Genomic DNA, 11,822 nt, shown 5'->3' on the forward strand with positions numbered 1-11,822 from the left:
TATGGCGCACCGATATTTGACCGCAGGCGTTTGTCTCGCCGCACTTGTAGTCGCGCAACCGCTTTGGGCGCAGCAGGCGCCCGGCTCCGCGACCGCTGACGCGAGCGCGCAGCCCGGAGGACTGGAGGAGATCATCGTGACGGCGCAGAAGCGGTCGGAAAGCCTGCAGAAAGTCCCGATCGCCATCGCCGCCGTCACTCCTCAGCAACTTACCAATTCCGGCATACAGAGCACCCAGGGTCTTGCCGCCGCGCTGCCCGGGCTGCAACTGCTGAATATCGGCGGGAACGTGACCCCCTATGTACGCGGCGTGGGCAGCGGTTTCGCTGCCGCCGGTCTGGAAAGCCCGGTCGCTACCTATGTCGATGGCGTCTATTACGCCAATCCGGCCGACGTGAATATGGATCTGTTCGACATCGAACAGGTATCCGTGATCAAGGGACCGCAGGGCACGCTTTTCGGGCGCAATGCGACAGGCGGCGTCCTTCAGATCACCACGCGGGAGCCGAGCGTGACATTCGGCGGCCGCGCCCGGATCGGCTTCGACGAGTATGAAACGCTGAGAGCCGACGGTTTCGTGGCGGGGCCCCTGTCGGAAACGGTTCGGGCAAGCCTTGCCGGAACGTTCAGCCATCAAGGGCAGGGCTGGGGACGCAATGTCTTCACCGGGCACGACACCTACAAGGCGGATCATATCGCCAGCGTGCGCGGAAAGGTGGAGGCCGATCTCAGCGACACGACCGTCATCCGCCTGTCGGCCGACTATTCGGATCGCCACGGGCCCATGGCCATGAACTTCCGCGCGCTGCCGGGAACGGGCATCGCATTTCCCACCCCCCAGCCGACGCGGCCATGGGACACCAAAAGCTATGTCGACGCCCAGAATGACTATAGCGGCGGTGGAGTCTCGGTCACGCTCGACCAGGACCTTGGCGACCTGAAACTGACGATGATCAGCGCATATCGCAAGTCGAGGAACTTCTTCCGCCTGTCGCCATCGGTGACGACGACCCCCGTTCTGGACATTGATTCCACCGATCATTCCGAGCAGGTGACGCAAGAGATCCAGCTCGCTTCGTCCGACTCCGGGCGTCTGACGTGGCAGACGGGCTTCTATTATTTCTACAACAAGGCCAATCGGAAGCAGGCGCTTTTCTTCCGGCCGGGATTCGCCGCCAACCTCGGTCTGCAGGTCGCGGGCGATCCAGCTGTCGGACCGACGATCTTTCCCTTCGACGGAGAGAATGTCGATGGAACGCAGCGGGTGGATTCGGCTGCGGCCTATGCGCAGGCGACCTACAGGATCACCGATTCGACGCGGTTCACGGCCGGCTTCCGCTACACCTGGCAGTGGACGAAATTCCACGGCACCGATGTCTTCACGCTGCCGGGCGGAGGCACGGTGACGGTGGCGGATATTGCCGGCGAGAAGAGCAGCTTCAGGAAGCCGACCTGGCGTCTGGCGCTCGATCATGATTTCGCGCCGAACGTCACGGGCTTCGTGTCCTATAATCGCGGCGTGAAGAGCGGAGGGTACAATATCAGTACGCCGATCAATCCCGTGTACCTGCCGGAACAGCTCGACTCCTACGAAGGGGGCCTGAAAAGCGAATTGTTCCAGCGCCGGGTTCGGCTGAATGTTTCCGGCTTCTACTATAATTACAAGAATATCCAGGTTCCGGCGTTCTCGACCGTCCTGATCATCGTCAATGGCGCATCGGCGGAACTTTACGGCCTCGATGCCGAACTCACGGCGAAGCTGGGCGACAATTTGACGCTGAACGCCGGCGCCAATTTGCTGCATGCCAGGTTCAAGTCCTTTCCGGGGGCGACGTTCACGACGCCTCTGCCGAACGGCCAGCCGAACTCCGGCTTCCCCGGCGACGCGAGCGGGAACACCATTCCCTATTCGCCCAAGCTCACCTATACCTTCGGCGCAACCTACAGGATCCCCAGTTCGGTCGGCGAATTCGCGCTCAATGCGACGGACAGCTACAATAGCGGTTTCATGGCGGAGGCGGACAACCGGTTGCGGCAGGACAGCTACCATTTCCTGAACGCCTCCATTGCCTGGACCTCGCCCAGCAAGGCGTTCACGGCGCGTCTCTACATCAACAACATATTGAACAAGGCCGTCGTCAGCCAGTTTTCGACCGTCGCCGGGATTTCCTACATTGGCGACTATACCAATCCGCCGCGTATATTCGGCGGATCGCTGGAATGGAACTTCTGACATGGCCCCGCGAAGGTCATCCAGGCTTATGGACGGTATCAGCCTCAGTGATTTCACGGGATATGGCCAAGCCGCTATGTTCGCTCAACAGCTATAAAGGACTAAGCATGACCGCATATATCATCGGCTGGTCGCACTCGAAATTCGGAAATCTTGCCAATGAGACGATCGAGAGTCTGATTGTCGAGGCTGGGGCCAGCGCGATCGCCGATGCAGGTCTGGAGCCCGGCGATATCGACGCGATTTTCGTCGGGACCATGAATGCCGGCATGACGCGGCAGGAGTTCGTATCCTCGCTGCCACTGGCCATCAGCGACGATCTCCGCTTCAAGCCTGCGACGCGGGTCGAGAATGCCTGCGCGACCGGCAGCGCCGCCGTCTACCAGGCCCGGAATGCGATCGCGGCAGGCGCAGCGCGGCGCGTGCTGGTGATCGGGGCGGAAAAGATGACAGAGCTTGGCAGCGCGGCGGTCGGCGATTGCCTGATCAAGGCATCCTATCTGCCGGAGGAAGGCGAAACGCAGGGCGGCTTCGCCGGTGTGTTCGCGGGCATCACGGACGCCTATTTCCAGCGCTACGGCGACAAGTCGGACGTGCTTGCCCGCATCGCCGCCAAGAACCACCGCAACGGCGTCGCCAACCCCTACGCCCATGTGCGGAAGGATCTTGGCTATGAATTCTGTCGCGGCAACGACAGGAACCCGCTCGTTGCGGGCCGCCTGCGGCGGACCGATTGCTCCATGATCTCCGACGGAGCCGCCGCGCTGGTGCTGGCCGACGCCGATACGGCCGCCGCCGCGGCGAAGGCGATCGCGTTTCGGAGCGCGGTGCACGTCAGCGATTTCCTGCCCGTGTCCAGACGGGACATCATCGCCATGCCCGGACCGAGCCGTGCCTGGCGGCAGGCGCTGGCCGATGCGGGCGTCGGCCTCGACGATCTCAGCCTGGTCGAGACGCATGATTGCTTCACCACGGCCGAACTGCTCGCCTATGAGGCCATGGGGCTCACTCCCCAGGGACAGGGCGAACGGGCGATCCTGGAAGGCTGGACCGAAAAGGACGGCAAGCTGCCCGTCAATCCCTCAGGCGGCCTGAAGGCCAAGGGCCACCCGATCGGCGCGACGGGCGTATCCATGCATGTTCTGGCGGCCATGCAGTTGCAGGGCGAGGCGGGCGATTTCCAGCTTCCCGGCGCCGACCTAGTCGGGCTGTTCAACATGGGCGGCTCGGCGGTCGTCAACTATGTCAGCATCCTGGAAGCGCGGAAGTAGTCGTCACGCATCCGCGCCAACGGCTTCTCCGCTGGCATCCTCCCGGGCTTTGGGGCTTTGGGCATCTGGGCTCTGGAGTCGTCGGCCCACGGCAAAACCACGCTTGCACCCTTTCGGCGCGCGCGCCATGATCGAATGCCTATTCGGCGGCCCACCGTCCGCGCCCAGGCCTTCCAGCATGGGAATCGCGGCGGGGTGCGCTGAAGGGATTTCGATCGGGACCTGAACCGCCAGCAACAGGATTCCGGCTGGAGGGGATAGGATGGAGCTGACCCAGTTCGACATCAACCTGCTACGCGCCCTGGACGTGCTGTTGCAGGAGAAAAGCGTGACGCGGGCGGCCCGCAGGCTCTTCGTGACCCAGCCGGCGGCGAGCGGATCCCTGCAGCGGCTGCGGGAGATTTTCCAGGATCCGCTGCTTATCCGCGTCGGCCGTGGGATGGAACTGACGCCGCAGGGGCAGGCGTTGGTCGATCCGGTCCATGAGGCGATCCTGGTCATTGAGCGGCTGCTGCAGGTCGGCCCCAGCTTCCATCCGCGAACGTCGCAGCGCACGTTCCGCTTCGCCATGTCGGATTATTGCACCCATACGATCCTGCCAGGCCTGATGCAGCGGATCAGCATCGAGGCGCCCAACGTCAGGATTGCGGTGGCTGAGCGGTTCACCAAGGATTTCGATCCGCTTCAACTTGGCGACCTCGACATGCAGATCACCCTCGACGATCAGAGGGTCTTCGCCGACGACGATCAGTTTCAGGCGATGAACCGGATGCCGCTGATCGAGGACCGTTTCGTCTGCGTCGTCTCCGCCGATCATCCGGTGTCGTCGCCGTTGACGCTGGCCGAATATACCCGCTTTCCCCATGCAAGCTCCAACCATGACATTCCCACCGTGCCCGATGTCGCTCATCGGCTCGCGGGGGTCGCCACCCATGACCGCGTCATGATCGGCAGCTTCACCAGCCAGCTTTTCCAGCTCCCCGGAACCGACATGATCGCCATCGCGCCCTATGAATTGGCGGCGATGCTCGCGCCGATGCTCCATCTGCGCATCATGGAGCCGCCATTCGCCGTCGATCCGATCACGGAGGCGGCATTCTGGCATGCTCGCAACAACAGCGATCCGGGCCATGTCTGGCTGCGGGGGCTGCTCCAGGAAATCAGCGCGGACATCCGCAGCAGGCGAGAAGCGAGGCAGCGGGAAACGCCAGGCGCTGCCGCGTCAGGAGGCAATCGCGGTCGCTTGAAACGCCTCTAGCCGCCACTGTCCGTCCTGCTGGACCCAGACCTGCAGGACCTGGGCGCGCAACGAGACGGTCTGGTCGTTCGCCCGTATCTGAATCACACTGTCCATCGAACCCGTCATGACCGCGACCGTGCCGAAGAGCCGAACGGCCAGCTTGTCCCGCCTTATGTCGAGGAAGAAGACATCTTCCCTGACGAAGCGCAAATACTCTTCCAGTGTCTCGCTATGTCCTGGCGTATGCGTGTGGGACAAGGTGGGCGACAGAAGCCGGGTCAGCGCGTCATGGTCGCGCTTCACCAAGGCTTCGCGCCGGCGACGCTCGGCATCATATACCGCCTGCACCTCTGCATCGCTCGTATCGGACATCATTGCCTTCATGCACCATGGGTTCTGAAATGCCGGCACTCTATTGGAACATGGAACGGCGGGCCAATCGGCGGCGCTGATAGGCATTATCAGTTACCGCGATACAAGCGGTGTCCTATCGAGGGGGGCGCGGCTGACAAATCCATCATCGATATTTATGTGCCGCATCATTCACAGCGATTTTGTGGCTTGGCCAACGCCATTTAAGCGTTGGCTGTAACAGGCGGGGCTGGCGCCGTCCGGTCCCGGCGACACCCGGTCCCGTCACGGGCCGTCAGGACCGTCGGGATTCGCCCGGTTTGCCGCTGATGAAGCGGACGAGATGCGAACGAATTGGGGAGGAATAAAGGCAATGGATCTGCAGGGATTGCCCGCTATCGTGACCGGGGGCGCATCGGGGCTTGGCCTGGCGACCGCGCGAATGCTCCGGGAGCAGGGGGCCAAAGTCGCGATCTTCGACCTCAAGGAAGGTCAAGGTGTCTCCCGAGCCGCTGAGATCGGCGCGTCTTTCCATCAGGTCGATGTATCCGACGATCTCAGCGTCGCGCGGGCAATGGAGGCCGCGGCGGCCCGGGACGGTACCGCGCGCCTGCTGGTGAATTGCGCGGGCGTGGCGCTTCCGGCGCGCACGGTGGACCGGGACGGGCTGGCGCACGACTTGGATCGGTTCCGCAGGACCATCGACGTCAACCTTGTCGGCACGTTCAACACAAGTTCGAAATTCGCAGCGCGCCTGGTCGCGGCCGACATTGCCGATGAGGACAAGGGACTCATCGTCAACACGGCGTCCATCGCCGCGTTCGACGGGCAGATCGGGACGGCGGCCTATACCGCGTCCAAGGCGGGCGTCGCGGGCATGACCCTATCGCTGGCGCGCGATCTGGCGGAGCATCGCATCCGCGTCGTGTCCATCGCTCCCGGCGTATTTCTGACCCCGATGGTGGAGGGTTTCAGTCCGCAGGTACAGAGCAGCCTTGCGGCACAGGTGCCCCATCCGCGCCGCCTGGGCCAGCCGAGGGAATATGCGCAATTCGTGCTCGCGATCGCGAGCAACCCCATGCTGAACGGAGAGACGGTCCGCCTCGACGGCGCGGTACGCCTCGGTCCCCGCTGAACAGGGACCGGCCAACGCGGCGGCCCGACCGAACCGCGCCAGCATCATCATCGGGAGAATATTCATGCCGGGAAGCAGCCAGGGAAGAGCTCTGACAGTGTGCGTCGAAGATGGCGAAGCCCGGCTCTTCATGACCGACGTCGCTTTGCCGCCGCTCGCCGCGCATGAAGTGCGGGTGCGAACAGCGGCCGTCGCGCTGAACTATCGCGATATTGCCATGATCTCGGGAAAGTCGATCGATCGACCGGGCCGGGCCTATATCCCGTTCTCGGATGCCTGCGGGATCGTGGAGGCGGTCGGCGACGGCGTCACGCGATGGCGGCCGGGGGATCGCGTCTGCTCGCTCTTTTTCCCGGAATGGATCGCTGGCGCACTCTCTCCTGAAAGCCGCCGCCCGCTTGGGGCCGCGCGTGACGGCGTTGGGCAGACGATGTTCACGGCGGCCGAGCAGGCGCTGGTTGCGGCTCCATCGCATCTTTCGGCGGCAGAGGCGGCAACCTTGCCCTGTGCGGCCTTGACGGCCTGGAACGCCGTCATGCACTCCGGCGCGGCGAAGCCGGGATCGGTCGTGCTCGTCCAGGGCACGGGAGGCGTTTCCCTCTTCGCCCTGCAATTCGCGAAGATGGCTGGCGCGGCGGTTCTGGCGACCAGCTCGTCCGACGCCAAATTGCAGCAGATGCGTGCGCTGGGCGCCGATGGCGGCATCAACTATCGAGACGATCCCCAATGGAGCGCGCCTGCGCTTTCAATGACGGACGGCCGCGGCGTAGACCTCGTCGTGGAGGTGGGCGGAGCCGGCACGTTTACGGAGAGCCTGAAGGCCATTCGGCTGGGCGGCGCGATTTCCGTGGTCGGCATGTTGAGCGGCGCGGTCGAGCCGATCGATGTGCGGCACATCTATGGCAGGAATGCCCGGATTCGCGGCGTCACGGTCGGTTCGCGAGAGATGTTCGAGGCGATGAACCGTGCGCTTGTTCAGCACAGTATCCATCCCGTCGTCGGCCGCGTTCTGCCTTGGGAGGAGGCCGGCGCGGCGATGGAGGCCCTGCAACGGGGAGATGTCGTCGGAAAGATCGTGCTGGATTTCGGCCTGGCGTGAATTACGAAAGATGCTGTCGGTTCAACGAACCGGCGGCATATTTCAGGTTGAAACAACACCGGTATGGCAGCTATTTTGCCTCCAATTGTCCGCGTCGCGGGTCCACGTCTGGGTGACCACTGCATTCATGTCGATCCGCTTGTCGTCTCCCTGAAACGAGACCGTTTGCGACAGGCGACCTACTACGATCGCCACATTCCCGAAAACGCGTATGTTGAGATCGCCTCGCTGGATGGAATGGTAACGATATTTGCTGGCCACACCTTGCAGATACTCTTCCTTATCGTCGATTTTCCCGTTTCCGTGCACATGCACGAGATCATCGGCAAGGAGATTGTTGAGGGCAGCCAGGTCCGTTGACACGAGAGCGGCGATCCTCCGATTCTCCAACTCCCGGATGATGTCCTCGACCGAGTGATTCATATGCTCGTCCTTTATGCTTGCCCGGTTCAGAGAAGTGCACTGGCGCCGCGACCGTCGAAAAAAAACCTCATCGCGGCGTCGACCGCCGCTTCAGTGCATTGAGTTCTGCACGCATGTAGAGGCGTCCGGCGCGCATCACGGCGGCAATGCCGTGAAGATTTCCAGCCGCCGCCAGTGGATTGGCATTGAGGACGACCAGATCGGCGGCCATCCCCGGCTCCACCGCGCCCATCGTCCGTTCCCGTCCGAGAAAGCGCGCCGCGTCGATCGTCGTCATCTGCAAGATGCGCAAGGGAGGAATGCCGGCTCGCGCGAGCAGGTCGAACTCATGATGCAATGAAGCTGGGGGCAGCCACCCTCCGCCGAAGTCCGTTCCAGCCAGCATCTTGACGCCCGCTTCGTCGAACAGCTTCGTCACCTTCAACTGGAGTTCGAACAAATTCCGAAGCGTCTCCCGGTCGCCCGCGGCCATTCGGCGGCTGAACGCATCACCGACCGAGTTCCAGAGCGCGCGCGATTCCGCGGGCACATATTTATTGTCCGGATTGTCGCGCAGGGATGGGCCGTCGCCTATCTCCATCGCTTCCAGTCGCGCCAGAGTCGGAACCTGCCACATGGTCCCGGCCGCGAGATCGCGGGCGAGCGTGCGGCATTTCGCTTCGTCGAACGTCGCTACCGTCCGCGCGATCAGCCTGATGGCGGGCGGCGGAAGCTGCGCCATGGGATTGGCCAAAAGCCGCTTCCACTCCTCCGGCGCGGCATTCGCCGGAGCCTCCGCCGGTTCCGGTGCCGAAGACAGGATTCGCCGCAGCGCGTCCTCATCGCGCGAGCAACTCAGCAGGACGCTGATGCCTGGGCCAAGATGCTCAACCGACGTCATCCCATGCCCGGCGGCCTCCCTGATCGTGACCGACGGGACAAGATGGCCTGCGATCGGAAGCCCGTTGAGACGCGCTTCGTCAATCGCCGCCAGATAGGCTTCGCGGCCGGCATCCGCTATCTTGATGAAATCGGCGCCCTGTTGCTTCTGCCGGCGGACTTCGGCACGCATCCACTCGGCAGTGGCGCTTGCTCCGGGTATGAGTATCGCGCCGGGCATAGCCAACAGGGCCGGAGACTGTGGCGGCAGGATAGGCTTCCCCGATGCACGCGCCGCCAGCAGTTCCGGAGAGCCTGCCATCTGGCGGAACCCCGTAATTCCGCTCGCCAGCATGAGCGGCAGGCTCGTCGCGGGACTTGCGCTATTCAGGTTGTGCGCATGCATGTCGTTGTAGCCAGGCACGACAAACCTGCCCGGCAGCGACACGCGGCGTGCTGTGCGAGCGACCTTGAAGCTGTGCGCCGGCGCAACCTTGACGATCCGTTCGCCCTGTATCCACACGGCGCTGTTGGGTCTCGCCGCGCCGGTGCGCGTATCGATGACGGTCACGCCGTCAAGGACCACGCCCTGGCGCACCATGTCCACGCGCGGCGCGGCGGCCAGCGGCGCGGCGGCGACTATCGACAGCAAGGCCGTTGCGAAGGATTTGACTTGGTTTCTCTTATGCACGGACATTTCCCAGCTAGAGCGTTTTCCAAGCAGATGGAATCATCTGCTGACTCGGAAAACGCGACAAAACAAAAACTTAGAGCAGTCGAGCCGATGCAATCGGATCGGAATACTGCGCATTGCTGCGCCAGACGCCCGAAGCGCGCTGTTCGGGGAGATAGAGGAAACCCAGATACCGGGAACTGCGATACTGCGTATCGGCACTGGCGACGAGGTCGAAACCGCCGACATGAATTGTCTGTTGGGCAGCGATGTTCAGCGTCCATTTCGGCGAGTTGAAGCCCGGCTTGCCCGCGCAATCCACATTATAACGGTTCGCCGCGGTATCCAGAGTGGCGATGCAGCCGGTCAATGGCGGCACGCCGCTATTCTGGTTCACGTAGGTGAACGACTTGTTGCGGCTGTCGAGATACTGGACGTCGCCACTGATCAAAGTCGTCGGAGTGGCCAACACCCGCGCCTCCACCTCGATACCCCGAATGCGCGACTGCCCGATATTCTGGGTGATATTGGTGATGCGTCCGGCAAGGTCGGGACGGACGGACGACACCTGCTGGTCCTTATATTCCCACCAGAAACCCTCGATGTTGAGCTGCACCCGGTTGTCGAAAAACCGGTTCTTCGATCCGACCGTATAGGCCGTGATAAATTCGGGATCATATGTCTCGAAACCGGTGGCGGCTGAAAAGCCGCCCGACCGATAGCCGGTTTCCACGCTCGCATAGAGCATCGATTGCGGGGCCAGATCGAACTCGACCGCGCCGCGATATGTCACGCGGCGGTTGGTCAGGCGCTGATCGTCGCTTCGGTCGCCGCGGATGAGGAGGGCCCCTGTCGGCACGCCGCCAACGCGGAGCGGCACCGGCGGTGATCCCGCCGCGGGGAAGGCGAAGGGAAACTGCGCCGGCGTCTCCACAACGGGAAACAGCGGAGCGTTGGGACAGGTGGGCACGCCCGCGACCCGTAGCTGGCAGACGATCGCGCCTGAGATGCTCGTGCCGGCGAACCGCTTGCGATCCTCGGTATAGCGGATACCGCCGACAAGTCTGACGCGGTCGTTCAGATGGAGTGTCAGCCGGCCGAAGGGCGCGATCGATTCCGTGACGTAGCGCGCGTTGGAGAATGCTGCCGAAGCCGAGGTGCTCAGCGCGACATCGGCAGAGATGTCCTCATGATAGTAAAGCGCGCCTATCGTATAGTCGATGCTGCCGACGCGGTTGCCGGCGAAACGTGCCTCAAGGCTGTATTGCTCATCGGTCTCGCGCTGGAGCGCCCCGAAGGCGCCGCTGGTCGCCAGATAGTCGAGCTTGTTGTAGCGCCATGCGGGAATGACCGAGAGCGTGCCGATGGGCGTCGTCCACTCGATCAGCCCGTTGGCGCCGTAAAACCGATTGTTCTGATAGGGCGCGATGGCCAGCGGGTCCAGCTTGCGGCCTGCCGGGCCGGCGTTGACGGTGACGCGATAGGCCTGCGCCAAAGGCGTGAGCACGCCATCGGAGGCAGGCACGCTCGCCGGCGCAAAGGCGTATCGGCCGGCCAGAGGATTATAGACATAGTGCCCGTCATAACCGACGCTCGTACCCACGCCGCCCAGATCCGCATGGTCGGCGGCGAGGCGAACGGTCAGGTTGGGCGTCAGGCGTGCCTTCAACTGCACGCGCAATGCGGCGATATCCTCGTCAGATGTTCCATCGCGATTATAGCCATCCCGCTTCGAGCGCATGCCCGATATGCGGAGCGCCCCGTCATCGCCCATGGGTATGTTGACCGCTGCTTCCGCGATGAGGGCATCGTAATTGCCATAGCTCAGGGAGCCATGGCCGGAAAAATCGCCAGGCTTCGGCTGCACGGGGATGACGTTGATCGCGCCGCCCGTCGCGTTGCGGCCGTACAGCGTTCCTTGCGGACCTTTCAACACCTCGACCCGTTCGAGATCGTAGAAAACGCCGACCGTGCCGGTCGGGCGGCCCACATAAACGCCGTCATAGTTGAACGCAGAGGCCGGATCGCTGTTCTGGGTAAGCGTGAAATTGCCGACGCCCCGGATGAAAATCAGATTGCCGGTGCTCGTCGGCTGGATGGAGAGCGCAGGAACCTGTTCGTTGAGCCGATCCGCCTGCGTCACGCCGGCCTTCAGCAGCGCGGCGCCGTCGACGACATTTATCGCAACCGCCGCGCGCTGCGAGCTTTCGACCCGGCGCTGGGCGGTTACGATGATTTCTTCCAGACCCGTTCCATTGGCGGTGGTTTTCTCCGCCGATGCGGGTTCCTGCACGGCCGACTCCGCCGGCGCGCCTTGCGAGAGGGCGATCCCCGGCATCAAACAAACGGACGCAACGGTCGTCACCAGCCATACACGCATCTTTTCCTCCCGACATTTATCTATGATCTGCCGACATTCACCGGCTTTGTTGTATTATTGAAGATTAGCTATTCAAGGAAACGATGGCGGTTTCTGTCCCATGATAGGCAGCGGGCATCAGGGCCGTCGGTTCGATGAAGCGGATGAAGCAGCCGGCGC

General features: G+C 63.0%; 9 protein-coding genes. 5 read left to right on the plus strand and 4 right to left on the minus strand.

The window, feature by feature from the left end; all coding sequences use genetic code 11:
* The first annotated feature begins 1 nt into the window (after position 1).
* From A0J57_RS21100 to A0J57_RS21110, 3 genes are all read left to right on the plus strand, one after another.
* A complete protein-coding gene (locus tag A0J57_RS21100; protein ID WP_061939442.1) occupies positions 2 to 2,233 on the plus strand; it encodes a TonB-dependent receptor in 2,232 nt (743 codons plus the stop codon).
* A 107-nt stretch (positions 2,234 to 2,340) separates the two neighbouring features.
* Positions 2,341 to 3,504 carry an acetyl-CoA acetyltransferase gene (locus tag A0J57_RS21105; RefSeq protein ID WP_061939444.1) on the plus strand — a complete coding sequence of 388 codons (1,164 nt, stop codon included), beginning with the start codon at positions 2,341 to 2,343 and terminating at the stop codon, positions 3,502 to 3,504.
* Positions 3,505 to 3,766: 262 nt separating this feature from the next.
* Complete coding sequence (locus A0J57_RS21110) at positions 3,767 to 4,762, plus strand: LysR family transcriptional regulator (RefSeq protein WP_061939446.1); 996 nt, start codon at positions 3,767 to 3,769, stop codon at positions 4,760 to 4,762.
* Here the strand turns inward: A0J57_RS21110 and A0J57_RS21115 are convergent.
* Positions 4,727 to 5,116, minus strand: coding sequence for a nuclear transport factor 2 family protein (locus A0J57_RS21115; protein ID WP_158298539.1), 390 nt, complete (start codon positions 5,114 to 5,116; stop codon positions 4,727 to 4,729). The two genes, A0J57_RS21110 and A0J57_RS21115, sit on opposite strands and share 36 nt — an antisense overlap.
* A gap of 352 nt (positions 5,117 to 5,468) precedes the next feature.
* Between A0J57_RS21115 and A0J57_RS21120 the strand changes: the two genes are divergently transcribed.
* Both A0J57_RS21120 and A0J57_RS21125 read left to right on the plus strand, forming a co-directional pair.
* On the plus strand, positions 5,469 to 6,230 hold the full coding sequence (locus tag A0J57_RS21120) for an SDR family NAD(P)-dependent oxidoreductase (protein ID WP_061939450.1): 762 nt from the start codon (positions 5,469 to 5,471) through the stop codon (positions 6,228 to 6,230).
* Between the two features lie 97 nt (positions 6,231 to 6,327).
* A complete protein-coding gene (locus A0J57_RS21125; protein WP_158298540.1) occupies positions 6,328 to 7,329 on the plus strand; it encodes an NAD(P)-dependent alcohol dehydrogenase in 1,002 nt (333 codons plus the stop codon).
* A gap of 42 nt (positions 7,330 to 7,371) precedes the next feature.
* Here the strand turns inward: A0J57_RS21125 and A0J57_RS21130 are convergent, their stop codons facing one another.
* The 3 genes from A0J57_RS21130 to A0J57_RS21140 all read right to left on the minus strand — a co-directional run bounded on the left by A0J57_RS21130 (position 7,372) and on the right by A0J57_RS21140 (position 11,663).
* Positions 7,372 to 7,752, minus strand: coding sequence for a nuclear transport factor 2 family protein (locus tag A0J57_RS21130; protein ID WP_061939452.1), 381 nt, complete (start codon positions 7,750 to 7,752; stop codon positions 7,372 to 7,374).
* Between the two features lie 67 nt (positions 7,753 to 7,819).
* Positions 7,820 to 9,301, minus strand: coding sequence for an amidohydrolase family protein (locus A0J57_RS21135; protein ID WP_153017867.1), 1,482 nt, complete (start codon positions 9,299 to 9,301; stop codon positions 7,820 to 7,822).
* 76 nt (positions 9,302 to 9,377) lie between these two features.
* A complete protein-coding gene (locus tag A0J57_RS21140) occupies positions 9,378 to 11,663 on the minus strand; it encodes a TonB-dependent receptor (RefSeq protein ID WP_235600928.1) in 2,286 nt (761 codons plus the stop codon).
* Between the last annotated feature and the right edge of the window lie 159 nt (positions 11,664 to 11,822).

This window comes from Sphingobium sp. 22B (assembly GCF_001580035.1).
Lineage (GTDB): Bacteria > Pseudomonadota > Alphaproteobacteria > Sphingomonadales > Sphingomonadaceae > Sphingobium > Sphingobium fuliginis.

Excerpts from the sequence above, each read along its gene's own strand:
- A0J57_RS21110 (WP_061939446.1), top strand. The coding sequence starts at position 3,767 with ATGGAGCTGACCCAGTTCGACATCAACCTGCTACGCGCCCTGGACGTG.
- A0J57_RS21115 (WP_158298539.1), bottom strand. The coding sequence starts at position 5,116 with ATGTCCGATACGAGCGATGCAGAGGTGCAGGCGGTATATGATGCCGAG.
- A0J57_RS21100 (WP_061939442.1), top strand. The coding sequence starts at position 2 with ATGGCGCACCGATATTTGACCGCAGGCGTTTGTCTCGCCGCACTTGTA.
- A0J57_RS21120 (WP_061939450.1), top strand. The coding sequence starts at position 5,469 with ATGGATCTGCAGGGATTGCCCGCTATCGTGACCGGGGGCGCATCGGGG.
- A0J57_RS21130 (WP_061939452.1), bottom strand. The coding sequence starts at position 7,752 with ATGAATCACTCGGTCGAGGACATCATCCGGGAGTTGGAGAATCGGAGG.
- A0J57_RS21105 (WP_061939444.1), top strand. The coding sequence starts at position 2,341 with ATGACCGCATATATCATCGGCTGGTCGCACTCGAAATTCGGAAATCTT.
- A0J57_RS21140 (WP_235600928.1), bottom strand. The coding sequence starts at position 11,663 with ATGCGTGTATGGCTGGTGACGACCGTTGCGTCCGTTTGTTTGATGCCG.